A 16,366-nucleotide genomic window follows, 5' to 3' on the forward strand; every position below is an offset into this window, starting at 1 on the left:
CTGCTGACGGCGCGCGTCGAGACGGGCGAGGCGAATCTGGGCAGCAGCGTCGCCCTGGAATCCATCGCCGCCTGCGTGATCGCCGGCGTGAGCCTGCGCGGCGGAATCGGCCGTGTGTCCAACGTGGTGCTCGGCGCCATCTTCATCGGGCTGGTGCAAAACGGCATGAACCTCGCGAACGTCGGCTCGTACCTGCAAATGGTCGTTCTCGGCGCGCTGCTGATCGTCGCCGTGGTGGCAGACCAGATCCGCCACCGCATGGTCCTGCCGGGATAGGCGCGGGCGTTTGCAGACTGGCTGCCCCGCTCAGATCGTCATTCCCCCGTCGCACGCATAGGCATTGCCGGTGCAAAACGCCGATTCGTCGGACGCCAGGAACACCGCCAGCGGCGCGATCTCCTGCGCCGTGGCCAGCCGGCCCATGGGCTGGCGCGCGATGAAGTCCTTGCGCGCCTGCACCGGATCGGCAAAGGCATTGATGCGCTCGGCCAGCGAGGGCGTGTCCACCGTCCCCGGGCACAGCGCATTGCAGCGGATGCCCCGGGTGACGAAGTCGGCGGCGATCGCCTTGGTCATGCCGATCACCGCCGCCTTCGACGCGCCGTAGACAAAGCGCATCGGCAGGCCGCGGATCGACGAAGCGATCGAAGCGATGTTGATGATCGAACCGGACGCGCCGGTCCTGGCGTGGTTCTCCAGCATGGCGGGCAGAAAGGCCTGGGCCATTTTCCATTGCGCGCGCACATTCAGCCGGAAGGCCAGGTCCCATTCCTCGTCGCTCGCGTCCAGCGCCGTCCCGTGGTGGACAAAGCCGGTGCAGTTGAGCAGCACCTGGATGGTCCCCACTTCCTTGGCGCGGGCGCTGATGGCCGCGTCGTCGAGCGCGTCGAGCCTGCGCGTGCTGACGTTGGGAACGCCGGCGTAGCCCTCGAGCAGCTTTTCATCAACGTCGGTGGCCCAGACCTGGGCACCTTCGGCGGCAAAGGCCAGCGCGCAGGCGCGGCCAATGCCTTGGCCAGCGGCGGTGACGAATGCGGTTTTGCCGGCGAGTCTTTGGGTCAATTTTGTCTCCTCAATGTTTTTGGCAAGCCGCCCTGGGGGCGGCCGGAGGGAGTATCCACGATTGCCGCGCGGAGGTCGATTGCCCGATGCGCGGCTGATTCCGGAGCGCCGCCAACGCTGAAAGCCAGGATGACTTGCCGTCCATGCTGGATCGCTTCCCCGATCAGTAGCCCGCCTCTTTTTGGTGTCGGAAGGCCAGAACGTACACCGCATCATCGACTGGATCATGGCGGTACAAGGCCACATAGCCGGAATCCCCGAAGGCAATCACCAACTCGCGCAGTTCTGGTGCCTGCGGGAACGGTCGGCCCACGTCAGGGGCCGATTCCAGCAGCAGGAACTGCTTGTCAATGGTCAGGCCAGCCCGCCTGGCAGCTTGCGGGGCCTTGACGGCCAGAAACCGCCGGCATCGCTCCAGGCCCTGCGCGGCACCTTCCACGGCGATTACTTGTGGCACTCGGGCACCACCCTTTCGCCATCAGTGCCCCAGGTGTTCAGCCAAGTGCGGACTTCATGCCCGGTCAGGTGCTGGCCGGTTTCCTGATAGGCCGTCCAAGACGCCAAGGCTTCTTGTTTGAAGCGCTCGCGCGCTTCCTCACGATCGACGTACTGTTCGATCGCTTCAAGCATGATCCAGTGGGGCGAGCGGCGACGTTGGCTGGCGAGGTGCTGAACGCGACCTTTGAGTGTGTCGTCAATCTTGAGGGACGTTGCCATGGTGAGCCTTTATCACACAGTAATACCTGGTGATAATGTAGCTCATTTCCGCACCCGATTCCACCCTTTCCGGATTGTTGCGCAGCATGGCAGTGGTTCGATGCATCGAACCTTTTTCCCTGCTGGCGCTGGCCGTATGGGGCTTGGCGCCTTGGCTGCGGTCACTCCGGGTGCTCAAGTGGGATCTTGCCCTGTGACCAAGGCGCCATCCCGAACGGCAAAACGGGCCCAGTTGGAGGCATTTTCAAAGCGCCCACCCAGTTCGCGCAGGCGCGATTCGAGCAACAACACCCCCTATCGAAACAGCGACAAAATCAGCAGATAGCTTGGCAAACAGATCAAAAGCGCCAAGTTGGGTTTTCGACTCCACAGGGTAATGACAAAAGACAGAAAAACCACGATAAGCTTCAACAGGTCTTCAAAAATAATGTGCCCGAAGAATAGGTCGTCACGCGTTCCATAGAGTGATCCGTAGATGATTCCACCCATCACGATCGCAGATGCGTAGTTGAAGAAGCGCACCGCGGGCCCGCTGATGTCCAACTTGATCCGGCGCAGCAATAGAAAGGGCGCAACCCGCAGCAGCCAGGATACGCCCCCACTGACCAGAATCGCAATCCATACGTCCATTGCTTGTCAGCGCCGCTGCCCCTGTTTTTCAAATCTGACCTCGCAGGCCACGAAGATGGCGGCCAAACCGAGTGGAAGAACGATGGCTTGCCAAGAACCAAGCCAATGCATGGCAATCGGCGTCAGCAAGAAACCCAAGGCCGTCATCAGGATCGGTTTCAGCGCCGGCCATTGCAGTGCAGTGAGCGCCGTAAAATGCAAGGGCATGATGATTCCCGCGAGCACCTTGAGCCACTGGCTGTCCACGAGAGACAATAATAAACTGCCAATCAGGGTCCCTGCAAGTGCCGACCCCAAGCCCATACTGCCCACGCCGAGATAATAATACAGGGCATCTTCCTCGGAGTCTGACGTTTGCCCCTTGGACACGGCGAAGGTAGAAGCCGACAGCACCATCGACGACAGGAACATCTTCCCCAGCGAAATCCGTCCGAACCGGACGTGCAGGGCCGACGCCATGATGAAGAAACGAAAATTGGTGATCACCGCGGCAACGGCGATGGCGACAGCGGATACATGAAGATTTTGCACCACGAATAATTGCAGTGGCGCCGCAAAAACCAATAAGGTCATTGCGGTCGCGTGCCAAGTGCTCACCCCCTTTTCCAGCGCAAGCGCTCCGAAGGAGGAAAACATCAGCAGGAACGACAGCACAACGGGCGCCGAACTGGCGCATCCCCGCAGAAAGGCCGCGCGGCGGTGATCAGAGGCTACGGCCACACAAGGACGCGCTTGAAGTGAAGACCAGGTCGATCTTGGGATCAAGGTAGCTCAGGTTCATGCACGGGCTCTCCTGCTTTGGGCGCGCAGTCTAGCGCATGGCAAACCACCGCGTCGGGCCCTTGCCCATGCCGCGGTTGTTCAGCGTTCCGCGGCAACGGACATCAGACCAGCACCCGCTCAATGCCCCCGGCGTTGGCGCGCTGCACGTAGTCGGGCAGCCAGTTTTCGCCAAGGATCTGGCGCGCCATCTCGACCACGATGTAGTCGGCTTCAAGCAGGCCGTTTTGCAGGTCGTCCTGGTAGCGGTTCAGGCCCTGCAGGCAGCTGGGGCAGCTGGTGAGGATTTTCACGTTGTCCTGCGCGCCCAAGGCGCCGCTGGCGCGCAGCTGGGACTCGCCCTTGCGGATTTCCTCTTCCTTGCGAAAGCGCACCTGGGTCGCCACGTCGGGCCGCGTCACGCCCAGCGTGCCGGATTCGCCGCAGCAGCGCTCGCTCCGGAGCACCTGCCCGCCCACCAGCGCCTGCACCGTCTTCAGCGAATCCTGCAACTGCATGGGGTTGTGGCAGGGCTCGTGGTACAGATAAGCGCCCCCCTGGCCCGGCAAGCGGATGCCTTTTTCCAGCAGGTATTCGTGGATGTCGATGGTGCGGCTGCCCGGGAATATCTTGTCGAATTCGTAGCCCTGGAGCTGGTCGTAGCAGGTGCCGCAGCTCACCAGCACGGTCTTGATGTCCAGGTAGTTGAGCGTGTTCGCCACACGGTGGAAGAGCACCCGGTTGTCGGTGATCATCTTCTCGGCCCGGTCGAACTGACCGCTGCCGCGCTGCGGGTAGCCGCAGCACAGATAACCGGGCGGCAGCACGGTTTGCACGCCGGCGTGCCAGAGCATGGCCTGCGTGGCCAGGCCCACCTGGCTGAACAGGCGCTCCGAGCCGCAGCCGGGGAAATAGAACACCGCTTCGGTCTCGGCCGTGGTGGCCCGCGGGTCGCGGATGATCGGGACGTGGCTCTTGTCCTCGATGTCCAGCAGCGCGCGCGCGGTCTTCTTGGGCAGGCCGCCGGGGAGCTTTTTGTTCACGAAGTGGATCACCTGCTCCTTGAGCGGCGCCGTGCCCACCGTGGCGGGTGGCCTGGCGGTCTGCCTGCGGCCGAACTTGCGCAGCAGGTCCACGGCCATGCGCTGGGCCTTGAAGCCCAGGTTCACCAGCGCCGAGCGCATGAAGCGGATGCTCTCCGGGCGCGTGGTGTTGAGCAGCGCCATGGCCAGCGCGTTGCCCGGCCGGAAGCTTTTTTTGCCCATCTTGCGCAGCAGGTTGCGCATGTTCATGGTGACCTCGCCAAAGTCGATCTTCACCGGGCAGGGGCTTTCGCATTTGTGGCACACCGTGCAGTGGTCGGCCACGTCCTCGAATTCCTGCCAGTGCTGGATGCTCACGCCGCGGCGCGTCTGCTCTTCGTAGAGGAAGGCTTCGATCAGCAGCGAGGTGGCCAGGATCTTGTCGCGCGGGCTGTACAGCAGGTTGGCGCGCGGCACGTGCGTGGCGCATACCGGCTTGCACTTGCCGCAGCGCAGGCAGTCCTTGATCGATTCGGCAATCGCGCCGATATCGCTTTGCTGCATGATCAGCGACTCATGGCCCATGAGGCCAAAGCTCGGCGTGTAGGCGTTGCGCAGGTCGGCGTGCAGCACGGGCTGGGCGTGCGGCTGCGGATTGCGCAGCAGCTTGCCCTGGTTGAAGCGGCCCTGCGGGTCCACCTTCTGCTTGTACTGCGCAAACGGGCGCAGTTCTTCGTCGCTCAGGAATTGGAGCTTGGTGATGCCGATGCCATGCTCGCCCGAGATCACGCCGCCGAGGCTGCGCGCCAGCGCCATGATGCGTTCCACCGCGCGGTGCGCGGTTTGCAGCATTTCGTAATCGTCGCTGTTCACCGGCAGGTTGGTGTGCACGTTCCCGTCCCCGGCGTGCATGTGCAGCGCCGCCCACACGCGGCCCTTGAGCACGCGCCGGTGGATGGCCGCAGCCTCTTGCAGGATGGGCTGGAGCGCGGCGCCGGAGAAAATGTCTTGCAGCGGCGCGAGCAGCTGGGTCTTCCAGCTCGCGCGCAGGCGGTGGTCCTGCAACTGCGGGAACAGCGCCTCGACGTCCTGCAACCACCCCGCCCACAGCGCGCGCACCCCGCAGACGAGCGCCTGCGCCTGCGCCACGCGGTCTTCGAGCAGTTCGGCCGAAGGGATCTCGCTGGCGTCGTCCTGCCGGCCCAGCGGCAGCTGGCCGCGCGCGAGGAAGTCGGCGAGCGCGTCGCACAGTGCGATCTTGTTGCGCAGGCTCAGTTCGATGTTGATGCGCTCGATGCCGTCGGTGTACTCGGCCATGCGCGGCAGCGGGATCACCACGTCCTCGTTGATCTTGAAGGCGTTGGTGTGGCGGCTGATGGCCGCCGTGCGCTTGCGGTCGAGCCAGAATTTCTTGCGCGCCTCGGGGCTGATGGCGACGAAGCCCTCGCCACTGCGCGAGTTGGCGATGCGCACGACCTCGCTGGCCACGCGCGCCACGGCGTTCGCGTCGTCGCCCGCGATGTCGCCGAACAGCACCATCTTGGGCAGGCCGCCGCCGTGCTTGCGGCTCTTGGTGGCGTAGCCCACGGCCTTCAGATAGCGTTCGTCCAGGTGCTCCAGCCCGGCGAGCAGCACGCCCGAGCGCTTTTGCTCGGCGAACATGAAGTCCTTGATCTCGACGATGCTCGGCACCGCGTCCCGCGCCTGGCCAAAGAACTCCAGGCACACGGTGCGCGTATGCCCGGGCATGCGGTGCACCACCCAGCGCGCGCTGGTGATGATGCCGTCGCAGCCCTCCTTCTGGATTCCGGGCAGGCCGCAGAGGAACTTGTCCGTCACGTCCTTGCCCAGGCCCTCCTTGCGGAAGGCCTTGCCCGGAATCTCCAGGTGCTCGGTGCGCACCGGCGTGCGGCCGTCGGCCTCGAAATATTGCAGTTCAAAGCGGGCCAGATCGGCGTCATGAATCTTGCCCAGGTTGTGCTCCAGGCGCGTGACCTCGAGCCACTGCGCGTCGGGCGTCACCATGCGCCAGCTCACCAGGTTGTCGAGCGCCGTGCCCCACAGCACGGCCTTCTTGCCGCCCGCGTTCATGGCGATGTTGCCGCCGATGCACGAGGCTTCGGCGCTCGTCGGGTCCACGGCAAAGACGAAGCCCGCGCGCTCGGCCGCGTCGGCCACACGCTGGGTGACCACGCCGGCCTCGGTCCAGACGGTGCCGACCTCGTGCTCCAGGCCCGGCAGGCGGCGCATTTCCACCTCGGTCATGGCCTCGAGCTTTTCGGTGTTGATGACCGCGCTCCTGCTGCTCAGCGGAATGGCGCCGCCGGTGTAGCCCGTGCCGCCGCCGCGCGCGATGATGGTCAGCTCCAGCTCCGTGCAGCCCCTGACCAGGCCCGCCATCTCGGCCTCGGTGTCGGGGGTGAGCACCACGAAGGGGTATTCCACGCGCCAGTCGGTCGCGTCGGTCACGTGGCTCACGCGCGAGAGGCCGTCGAACTTGATGTTCTCCCGGGCCGTCAGGCGCCCCAGGGTTTTCCGGATCTGGCGGCGCAGCTGGGCCGCCTGCCCGAAGCTGGCGTCGAACTCGGCCACGGCGCGGCGCGCCACGACGACCAGCTCGCCCACCAGCCGGTCGCGCTCCACGTCGGCGTCGGGGGTGCGGCGCTTGTCGATTTCACCCAGGCGGTGCGCGAGGGCATCGACCAGCAGCCTGCGGCGCGCGGGGTTGTCCAGCAGGTCGTCCTGCAGATACGGGTTGCGTTGCACCACCCAGATATCGCCCAGCACCTCGTACAGCATGCGCGCCGAGCGCCCCGTGCGGCGCTCGGCGCGCAGTTGGTCGAGCAGTTCCCAGGCCGCGGCCCCGAGCAGGCGGATGACGATCTCCCGGTCGGAAAACGAGGTGTAGTTATAGGGAATTTCGCGCAGCCGCACAGGCTCGGCGGGTTGCGCCGGCAAGGCAATCGGAAGATTCATGGGGGCTACTCGGAATGGACGCCGCGCGCCGGGTCTGGGGGGTTCGGGGGCGCGATTCTATGTCAGTTGTCCCCCGCGCCGCGCGCGCCCCGCAGCGCATGCACCGGACCTTCCCCGGGCCACCAGCCCGCGCGCGAGTGCCTTTGCCGGGGCGGCGTCTGCCGGGTGTCCAGGCACGGGCCCGGGGGATTTTCATGCCGCCTGGCGCTCGGGCACGGCCGCCTGTTGCGCACGCCAGCGGGCCATCAGGCCGTCCCCGTGGGCGCGCGCCGCCTGCATGTTGCGCGCCTTCACATGGCCATAGCCGCGAATCGCTTCGGGAACGCGGGCAATCTCCACGGCCAGCGCCAGGTTGTCCGCGTTCAACCGGGCCAACAGTTCCTCGACGCAGGCGCGGTATTCCCCGATCAGCGCGCGCTCCCGGCGGCGCTCCTCGGTGTGGCCGAAAACGTCGAACGCCGTTGCGCGCAGCCCCTTGAACTTGGCGAGCAGGCCCAGGGCGCCGTGCATCCAGGGGCCGAACGGGCGTTTGACGAGTTCCCCACGCGCGTTCTTCCTGGCGATCAGCGGCGGCGCCAGATGGTGCACCACTTGGTAGTTGCCATCGAACAGGCTGGCAATCCGCTGCGCAAACGCCCGGTCGGTGTGCAGCCGGGCCACCTCGTACTCGTCCTTGTACGCCATGAGCTTGAACAGGTAGCGCGCAACGGCCTCGGCCAGCCGGGTGCCGCAGCCGAGCCGAGCCTCGACGGCCTGGACCTTTTCGACGAAGGCCCGGTACTCGGCCGCGTAGGCCGCATTCTGGTAGCCGCAGAGGAACTCCACGCGCCGGCCCAGCATCTCGGAGAGCGCGGGCTTTTTGACGATCTCGATGCGCTGCTGCGCGCTCTGCCACAGGGCCTGCACTGCGGCCAGATCGTGCGCGCAGCGGCGGCCCCACTCGAACGCGGCCTGGTTGTTCTGCACCTGCACGCCGTTGAGCTCCATGGCGCGCATCAGCGCCGCCAGCGTCAGCGGAACGCGGCCCTTTTGCCAGGCGTAGCCGAGCAGCAGCGGGTTGGTGTAGATGCTGTCGCCCAGCAGCTGCGTGGCCACCTGCTCGGCGTCGAAGCCGCCCACGCTGTCCGCGCCCGCGGCGGCGGCCAGGGCACTGCCGCAGGCGGCGGCCGGGAACTGCCAGTCGGGGTCGGCCAGAACCGCCGCCGTGGGCGTGGCGTGCGTGTTCAGCGCGACGAAGCTGCGGCCCGGCTGCAGCACGCTCAAGGTGTGCGGGTGCGCAGCGACGATGGCGTCGCAGCCGAGAACCAGGTCGGCCTTCGCGGTATCGACCTTGGTGCTGTAGATGGCGTCGGGCCGCCCGGCGATCTGTACGTGGCTCCAGGTGGCGCCGCCCTTTTGCGCCAGGCCGCCCGCGTCCTGCGTGACCACCCCCTTGCCGTCGAGGTGCGCCGCCATGCCGAGCAGCGCGCCGATGGTGATCACGCCCGTTCCGCCCACGCCGCCGACGACGATTCCCCAGACGCTTTCGACCCCGGGAAGAACGGGCTCGGGCAGCGGAGGCAGCGCCGACAGGTCGCCCCTTGCTTCCCGCCGGGGCTTCTTCAGCTGGCCGCCTTCCACCGTCACAAAGCTCGGGCAAAAGCCGTTGATGCAGGCGTAGTCCTTGTTGCAGCTGCTCTGGTTGATGCGCCGCTTGCGGCCGAATTCGGTCTCCACGGGCTCGACCGACAGGCAGTTGGACGCGACCGCGCAGTCGCCGCAGCCCTCGCACACCAGCTCGTTGATGAGCACCGTCCGCTGCGGCGTGGCCAGCGTTGCGCGCTTGCGGCGGCGGCGTTTTTCGGTGGCGCAGGTCTGGTCGTAGATGATGACGCTACAGCCCGCGATCTCGCGCAGCTGGCGCTGGATGGCGTCGAGCGCGTCGCGGTGCTGCACGCTCACGCCCTTGGCCAGCGCCGCGCCGGCGTACTTGTGCGGATCGTCGGTGACGATGACCAGCCGGACCACGCCCTCGGACTGGAGGGTGTTCATGATCTGCAGCACCGAATGGCCTTCGGGGCGCTCGCCCACCGGCTGGCCGCCGGTCATCGCCACGGCATCGTTGTAGAGCAGCTTGTAGGTGATGTTCACGCCCGCGGCAATGCTCTGGCGGATGGCCAGCAGGCCGCTGTGAAAGTAGGTGCCGTCGCCCAGGTTGGCGAAGATGTGCCGCTCGCTGCTGAAGGGCTGCTGGCCGACCCAGGTCACGCCCTCGCCGCCCATCTGCGTGAAGGTCGAGGTGTTGCGCCCCGGCATCCAGCTGGCCATGTAGTGGCAGCCGATTCCGGCCACGGCGCGCGAGCCTTCGGGAACGCGGGTGCTGGTGTTGTGCGGGCAGCCGCTGCAAAACCAGGGCATGCGCTCGCCACCGGCCTCCAGCCCGGCGAGCGCGCGCTCGCTGGCCTCGATGGTGGCCAGGCGCGCGTCCATGCGCGCGTTGGCGTCGCCGTCCACGCCGAGCTTTTTCAGGCGCCGGGCGATCGCCCGGGCGATGATCGCGGGCGTGAGGTCGGCCTTGGCGCGCAGCAGCCAGTTGCGGCTCGGGTTGGGCATGCTCCATTCGCCGCCCGTGGCGTCGCCTTCGGGCTCATCGAACTTGCCCAGCACGTTGGGGCGCACGTCGGCGCGCCAGTTGTAGAGCTCCTCCTTGAGCTGGTATTCGATGACCTGGCGCTTTTCCTCGACGACCAGGATCTCCTGCAGGCCCTGCGCAAAGGCGCGCGTGATGCTCGCTTCCAGCGGCCAGACCACGTTCACCTTGTGCACGCGGATTCCGAGCCGGCGGCAGCTTGCGTCGTCCAGGCCCAGGTCCGCCAGCGCCTGGCGCGTGTCGTTGTACGCCTTGCCGCTGGCGATGATTCCGAACCGGTCGTTCGGGCCCTCGATCACGGTGTGGTTCAAGCGGTTCGCGCGCACGTACGCCAGGGCCGCGTACCACTTGTAGTCCATGAGGCGCGCCTCCTGCTCCAGCGGCGCGTCGGGCCAGCGGATATGCAGGCCCCCCGGGGGCATCGCAAAGTCTTCGGGCAGGACGATGCGCACGCGGTCCGGGTCCACGCAGACGCTGGCCGACGACTCGACCACCTCCTGGATGGTCTTCATTCCCGACCACAGGCCCGCAAAGCGGCTCATGGCAAAAGCGTGCAAGCCCATGTCCAGAATGTCCTGCACGCTGCTCGGAAAGAACAGCGGCGTTCCGCAGGCCTTGAAGATATGGTCGCTCTGGTGCGCGGCCGTGCTGCTCTTGCTGATGTGGTCGTCGCCCGCAATCGCGACCACACCGCCGTGGCGCGCGGTTCCCGCCATGTTGGCGTGCTTGAAGACGTCGGCGCAGCGGTCCACGCCGGGGCCCTTGCCGTACCAGATGCCGAACACGCCGTCGTACTTTTTCGTCTGCGGGTACAGGTCCAGCTGCTGCGTTCCCCAGACGGCGGTGGCGCCGAGTTCCTCGTTCACGCCGGGCTGAAAGACGATGGCCTGCGCCGCCAGATGCTTTTTCGCGGCCCACAGCGCCTGGTCATACGTGCCCAGCGGGCTGCCACGGTAGCCGCTGATGAAGCCCGCGGTGTTCAAGCCCGCCAGGGTGTCACGCCGGCGCTGCAGCAGGGGCAGCCGCACCAGCGCCTGCACCCCGCTCATGAAGGCCCGGCCCGCGTCCAGGGTGTATTTGTCTTCCAGGCTCACCGATTCGATGGCCTTGCGAAGCTGTTCGGGCAACGGCGCGTTCATGGCAGTGTCTCCAATGGTTCTTCGTGGGGCCGCGCCTCGTGGGCACGGCGCTGCGGCGCAGCCCGTTTGGGGCCGCACCTGCGCGCGCCGAGTGTATGCCGCTGCCATGGAGATGACCAGATTGCGCTGCAGGCCCCGGCTGCGCAGGAACAAGCACGGGCACCGCGCCCGGTCCAAGTCAGGGCGGATGCTTGCTGTGGAACAGATCCAGCAACAGGGTTTTCATCCACTCATGGAACGCGGACGTTTCGTGGCGCTGGTGCCAGAACAGTTCGACCACGCGCGGCGGTGCCTGTAGCGGAACGGGCACCCGCAGCAGGCCGGCCGTGCGGGGTGCGTCCAGGCCCTTTGACCATGGCAGCACGGCGATCAGGTCGGATTGGCGAATGGCATCGTAGGCGGCCGCGTAGTGGTTCACGGTGACGACCAGATTGCGCTGCAGGCCCCGGCTGCGCAGGAACAGGTCGTAGCTTGGCAGGGTCTTGCCGACCAGGCTGACGTCGATGTGGCATGCGCTCAGAAACTTCTTCAGCGAAAGTTTCTTCAGCGCACCGAGCGGATGGCTGGCGCGCATCACGCAGACAAAGTCCGGCGACCACAGCGCCCGGGATTTGAGAAACGCCGGCCGCTGCACCTCGTCGGTGTACGCGCCGATCGTGAAATCCGCATGGTTGTCCGCGAGCACCCGGCCGAAATCGACCAGCGTGTTCGGGATCGCGTGCACGCGCATCGACGGCGCGCACGCGCTCAACCGGCGGGTCAGCCGCGGCACCACGATGCTGGCCACGTAGTCGGACATGGCGATGCTCACGCTGGCGCTGCTGTGCAGCGCGTCAAAGCGGCCCTCCTCCAGGGTGCCGCGGATCGTCTGCAAGGACTGCGCCAGCGGCCCCACAGGTCGATCGCGCGCCGCGTGGGCTTGACGCCCGCGCCACTGCGCACGAACAAGGGGTCGTCGTAGGTCACGCGCAAACGGCGCAGCGCGTTGCTCACGGTCGGCTGGGTGAGCGACAGCTTGCGCGCCGCGCGCGTGACGTTGCCCTCCGCCATCAGCGCCTCGAACACCTTGAGCAAATTCAGATCGGTGCTGCGATAGCTCGTCATCGCGTAGAACCATTCAAGCGATCGATATTCACCATGGTCACTATAAATTTGTTGCCATATCGCTTCGACCTTAGCATGCACGTTGAATGCCATCGGCCAACCCCCTGCGAAATTTCGGGAGACACGCATGACCGTCCTTTCGGCGCGCATTGAGCGCCTGCCGTTTTCCGGCTTTCACCGGCGCCTGCTGCTGATCGGCGGGCTGGGCTATACCTTCGACGCCATGGACGCTGCGGTCATCGCCTTTGTGCTGCCGGTGCTGCGCACGGCGTGGAACCTGGACAGCGGTCAGGTGGGCGTGCTGGCCAGCGCGAATTTCATCGGATTCTTTTTTGGCGCCCTGCTGGCGGGCTCCCTGGGCGACTTGATCGGGCGGCGCATGGTCATGATGTCGGCGCTCGCGGTGTACTGCGTGGCGTCGTTCTTCAGCGCCATGGTGAACGACTGGAACAGCTTCCTGGTCCTGCGCGTGCTCGCCGGCCTGGGCACCGGCGCCGAGAGCGTCATCATTGCGCCCTACCTGTCGGAGTTCGTCGCACGCCGCTACCGCGGCCGCTTTACCGGCGCGCTCGCCGGGTTCTTCTCGTTCGGCTTCGTCGCGGCCGCGCTGCTCGGCTACCTGATCGTTCCGGCGTCGGAGGACGGCTGGCGCATCGTCATCCTCATCACCGCCGCGCCGGTGCTCATGCTGCTGTGGTGGCGCCGCGTGCTGCCCGAATCGCCGCGCTGGCTCGAAAGCCAGGGGCGCAACGCCGAGGCCGACGCGATCGTCGCCGCCATGGAGCACGCCATCGTGCGTGGCGGCCAACCGCTGCCCGCCCTGGACCCGCACGACGTGGCCGCCGCGCCGCCAAGCAGGGAGCGCGGCGGCCTGTTGAAGAACTACGCGACCCTGCTGTCGCGCAGGCTCCTTCCCACCACCAGCATGACGTGGCTGATGTGGCTTTCGATCACCTTCAGCTACTACACGTTCTTTACCTGGATTCCCAGCCTGCTGGTGCAAAACGGCATGACCATGACCAAGAGCTTCGGTTATTCGCTGGTGATGTATCTGGCCCAGGTTCCGGGCTACTTTTCCGCCGCCTGGCTGAACGACCGGATCGGCCGCCAGGCGACCATCGTCAGCTACATGCTCATGGGCATGCTGGCCGCGCTGGGCATGGCGTTCGCCCGGGGCGACGCGCAGATCATGGCGGCAGGCGTGCTGCTGTCGTTCTTCCTGAACGGCACCTACGCGGGGGTCTACGCGTACACGCCGGAAGTGTTCCCCACGCAGGTGCGGGCAACCGGCGCCGGTCTGGCGTCGGCCATCGGGCGCATCGGCGCCATCACGGCGCCGATTCTGGTGGGCTATGTCTATCCGAAGCTGGGTTTCGCGGGGGTCTTCGGCACCACGACCGCTGCGTTGCTCATGGGCTCGGCCGCGGTGTGGATCATGGGCGTGCCAACGCGGGGGCGCTCCCTGGAAGACATCGCGACAGAAAAAATTTCCTGAGGAGCACCCGATGGCAGACCCCGAGAACCCCATGCTCCGGCAGTTGGCCGACGTGGCCCGCGCGCACGACGACGCATGCCAGCCGCGCGCGAGCTTTGAGGCCATCGACCGGGCGGCGGCGGCGCTCATCGGTCACCGGCTGTTCACGATCCTGGTCCACCACCGCGCGGAGCAGGCATCGCAGCGGATCTACAGCAACATGCCCGAGGCCTACCCGGTCAAAGGCCGCAAGCCGATCACCGACACGCCGTGGATGCGCCGCGTCATGGTCCAGGGCCTGCCCTATATCGGCCGCAATGCCGACGACATCCGCGAGGTGTTCTTCGACCACGCGCTGATCCTGTCGCTGGGCTGCCAGAGCGTGCTGAACATGCCGCTGCGCTGGCAAGGCCAGACGCTCGGCACACTGAATCTGCTGCACCAGCAAGACTGGTACGCACCGCACCACGTCGAAATGGCCAGCGTGCTCGCGCAGCTGGCCATCGTGGCCATTTTGGCAAACCCGCTCTGACGACCGACTTTTCTCTGCCCGAGGACCTTCCCATGACCACCACCGTGCTGTTCAAGAACGCCCAACTGCTCGACCCCCTGCTGGGCGAACTGCAGGAGGGCCGCGACATTCTGGTCGAGAACGGGGTATTCAAAGAGGTTTCGGAGCGCCCGATCCGCACGCATGCGGCGCAGCGCACCATCGACGTCAAGGGCAGGACCGTGATGCCCGGCATGATCGACCTGCACGCGCACGTGGTCGCGGTCGAGCTTGATCTGGCGCGCCAGATGTCCCTGCCGAATGTGCTGGTCACGCTGCGCAGCGTGCCGATTCTGCGCAGCATGCTGCGCCGCGGCTTTACCACCGTGCGCGACGCCGGCGGCGCGGGTTTCGCGCACCGGCAGGCGGTGCAATCGGGCCTGGCGCAGGGCCCGCGGTTGTTCGTGAGCGGCCGCGCGCTGAGCCAGACCGGCGGGCATGGCGACATGCGCGCGCGCACCGATTACCTTGGCGACCCGCATTGCTCCTGTTGTGTGCGCGTCGGCGCGCTGGCGCGCGTCGCCGACGGCGTGGACGCGGTGCGCAAGGCCACCCGGCAAGAGCTGCAGATGGGCGCGGACCAGATCAAGATCATGGCCTCCGGCGGCGTGGCGTCACCGACCGACCCGGTGGGCGCGCTGGGCTACTGCGAGGACGAAATCCGCGCCGTCGTGGACGAGGCCCGGGCGCGCGGTACCTACGTGCTGGCGCACGCCTACACCGCCTGCGCGATCGCCCGCGCCGTGCGCTGCGGCGTGCGCAGCATCGAGCACGGGAATCTGGTCGATGCCCCGACCGCGGCGCTGATGGCGCAGGCCGGCGCCTACGCGGTGCCCACTCTGGTGACCTACGACGCGCTCGCGACCGAGGGTGCGCGCTACGGTCTGCCCAAGGAGAGCGTGGCCAAGGTGGCCGAGGTGCGCGAGGCGGGCCTGCGCTCGCTGGAAATCTTCAAGCAGGCCGGCGTGAAAATGGGCTTCGGCTCCGATTTGCTCGGCGACTCCCAGCGGCTGCAAAGCGACGAGCTGCGCCTGCGTGCGCAGGTACTGTCCGCCGCAGAGGCCATCGCCAGCGCCACCGTGGTCGGCGCCGAAGTCCTGGGAATGGAAGGACGCCTGGGCCGCATCGCCGAAGGGGCGCTGGCCGACCTGCTCGTGGTCGATGGCAATCCGCTCAAGGACATCCAGTGCCTGCTCGGGCAGGGCGAGCGCATCCCTCTGGTCATGAAGGAGGGCGTGATCGAGTTCGACGCGTTGTGAGCGCGGGTCGCGTTCGAGGTCGTGTGATGATATTTTCGGGGCAGGACACCAGCTGCCATGCACACACCCCATTTCCACCCCGACGATGCAGCCGACACCGCCATGCGCGTGTTCTGGCAAAAGGGCTACGCCGCCACCTCCATCCAGGATCTGGTGGACGCCACCGGCCTGTCGCGCAGCAGCCTCTACAACACGTTTGAAAGCAAATACGGCCTGTTTCAACATGCCCTGCGGCGCTACCGCGGCCAGACCCTGCGCAACGCCGTGCTATTGGCCGAGGACGGCAGCGCGCAGGCGCGCGTGCGGGTTCTGCTGCAAGGCATCGCCGAAGAGGAACTGCGCGATGGCAACACCTGTGGCTGCCTGGTCGCGAACACCGCGCTCGAAATGGGCGGCCGCGACCCCACCGTCACCACGATGCTCGGAGAACACTTCGCCACGCTGGAAACGGCCCTGACCGCCCTGATGCAGCGCGGTCAGCAGCGCGGCGAGATCGCCCGGGAAAAATCCCCGGTTGCGCTCGCACGTTTCCTTGTCGCCACGATCCAGGGCCTGCGCGTCATGGGTCGCGGCCACGTCGATGCCGATCGAGCCGCGCGTCTGGATGACATCATCGACACCGCTGTCAATGCGCTGTGAGGCGTTGGCGGCGCGTGGACCGCCGCATTGCGGTGTTCAGGCTGTGTAGCGCAAGCGCCGTACCACCGCCTCGTCAACCTCTACCCCCAGACCCGGACCATTCAGAGGACTTGTGAAACCGTCAATCTGCCGGACCGGTTCGGCGACAAGCTCCTGCTGCACGGCTACCGGGAAGGGCTTGAGTTCGAGCAGCCGAGCGTTTGCCGATGCCAGTGAGAGATGCAAGCTGGCCGCTGTGGTGATCGCCGTGCTCCAGGCGTGTGCATTCACCGTCAGCCCCGCCGCACCGACGCGCCGATCGATCTCCCGAAAGCCCGTAATACCCTCGGCGCGCGCCGGATCCACGCCGACCACGTCCACGGTGGAACTATCGATCAGCCGCTGATACCCACCCCTTTCAAGGTCT

Annotated in this window: 15 protein-coding genes; 5 read left to right on the forward strand and 10 right to left on the reverse strand. The window is 66.5% G+C overall.

Translation table 11 applies throughout. From position 1 onward, the window contains the following. On the forward strand, positions 1 to 276 hold a 276-nt coding region (locus tag VTU_RS26955), incomplete at its 5' end, for an ABC transporter permease (RefSeq protein WP_040892723.1). Between the two features lie 30 nt (positions 277 to 306). Here the strand turns inward: VTU_RS26955 and VTU_RS0111495 are convergent. The 9 genes from VTU_RS0111495 to VTU_RS34805 form a co-directional block, all read right to left on the reverse strand. Next, positions 307 to 1,062 (reverse strand): SDR family oxidoreductase, encoded by a 756-nt coding sequence (locus VTU_RS0111495; RefSeq protein WP_010104267.1) that lies wholly within the window; start codon positions 1,060 to 1,062, stop codon positions 307 to 309. 163 nt (positions 1,063 to 1,225) lie between these two features. Next, a complete protein-coding gene (locus VTU_RS0111500; RefSeq protein WP_438873581.1) occupies positions 1,226 to 1,501 on the reverse strand; it encodes a type II toxin-antitoxin system RelE/ParE family toxin in 276 nt (91 codons plus the stop codon). A 5-nt stretch (positions 1,502 to 1,506) separates the two neighbouring features. Then, positions 1,507 to 1,779, reverse strand: coding sequence for a CopG family ribbon-helix-helix protein (locus VTU_RS0111505; RefSeq protein ID WP_010104270.1), 273 nt, complete (start codon positions 1,777 to 1,779; stop codon positions 1,507 to 1,509). Between the two features lie 294 nt (positions 1,780 to 2,073). Beyond that, positions 2,074 to 2,409: an AzlD domain-containing protein gene (locus VTU_RS26960; protein WP_010104338.1), complete on the reverse strand. Its 336-nt coding sequence runs from the start codon at positions 2,407 to 2,409 to the stop codon at positions 2,074 to 2,076. 6 nt (positions 2,410 to 2,415) lie between these two features. Further along, positions 2,416 to 3,063 carry an AzlC family ABC transporter permease gene (locus VTU_RS0111520; protein ID WP_010104342.1) on the reverse strand — a complete coding sequence of 216 codons (648 nt, stop codon included), beginning with the start codon at positions 3,061 to 3,063 and terminating at the stop codon, positions 2,416 to 2,418. A gap of 230 nt (positions 3,064 to 3,293) precedes the next feature. Continuing rightward, complete coding sequence (locus tag VTU_RS0111525) at positions 3,294 to 7,166, reverse strand: DUF3683 domain-containing protein (protein WP_010104344.1); 3,873 nt, start codon at positions 7,164 to 7,166, stop codon at positions 3,294 to 3,296. Between the two features lie 192 nt (positions 7,167 to 7,358). Continuing rightward, positions 7,359 to 10,934, reverse strand: coding sequence for an indolepyruvate ferredoxin oxidoreductase family protein (locus VTU_RS0111530; protein WP_010104346.1), 3,576 nt, complete (start codon positions 10,932 to 10,934; stop codon positions 7,359 to 7,361). 178 nt (positions 10,935 to 11,112) lie between these two features. Then, a complete protein-coding gene (locus VTU_RS26965) occupies positions 11,113 to 11,808 on the reverse strand; it encodes a LysR substrate-binding domain-containing protein (protein ID WP_236610721.1) in 696 nt (231 codons plus the stop codon). Next, positions 11,742 to 12,038: a LysR family transcriptional regulator gene (locus tag VTU_RS34805; protein WP_236610722.1), complete on the reverse strand. Its 297-nt coding sequence runs from the start codon at positions 12,036 to 12,038 to the stop codon at positions 11,742 to 11,744. Before VTU_RS34805 ends, VTU_RS26965 begins: the two co-directional genes overlap by 67 nt. A gap of 127 nt (positions 12,039 to 12,165) precedes the next feature. Between VTU_RS34805 and VTU_RS0111540 the strand changes: the two genes are divergently transcribed. The 4 genes from VTU_RS0111540 to VTU_RS0111555 are packed head-to-tail and all read left to right on the forward strand — an operon-like array spanning position 12,166 to position 15,960. After that, a complete protein-coding gene (locus VTU_RS0111540; protein WP_010104347.1) occupies positions 12,166 to 13,533 on the forward strand; it encodes an MFS transporter in 1,368 nt (455 codons plus the stop codon). Between the two features lie 10 nt (positions 13,534 to 13,543). Beyond that, positions 13,544 to 14,044 (forward strand): GAF domain-containing protein, encoded by a 501-nt coding sequence (locus VTU_RS0111545; RefSeq protein WP_010104349.1) that lies wholly within the window; start codon positions 13,544 to 13,546, stop codon positions 14,042 to 14,044. Positions 14,045 to 14,076: 32 nt separating this feature from the next. Beyond that, positions 14,077 to 15,321, forward strand: coding sequence for a metal-dependent hydrolase family protein (locus tag VTU_RS0111550; RefSeq protein WP_010104350.1), 1,245 nt, complete (start codon positions 14,077 to 14,079; stop codon positions 15,319 to 15,321). 57 nt (positions 15,322 to 15,378) lie between these two features. Next, positions 15,379 to 15,960: a TetR/AcrR family transcriptional regulator gene (locus VTU_RS0111555; protein ID WP_010104351.1), complete on the forward strand. Its 582-nt coding sequence runs from the start codon at positions 15,379 to 15,381 to the stop codon at positions 15,958 to 15,960. A gap of 36 nt (positions 15,961 to 15,996) precedes the next feature. Here VTU_RS0111555 and VTU_RS0111560 read toward each other — a convergent pair. Next, on the reverse strand, positions 15,997 to 16,366 hold a 370-nt coding region (locus tag VTU_RS0111560), incomplete at its 5' end, for an enolase C-terminal domain-like protein (RefSeq protein WP_010104352.1).

This window comes from Verminephrobacter aporrectodeae subsp. tuberculatae At4, from assembly GCF_000193225.1.
Classification (GTDB): Bacteria; Pseudomonadota; Gammaproteobacteria; order Burkholderiales; family Burkholderiaceae_C; genus Acidovorax; species Acidovorax aporrectodeae.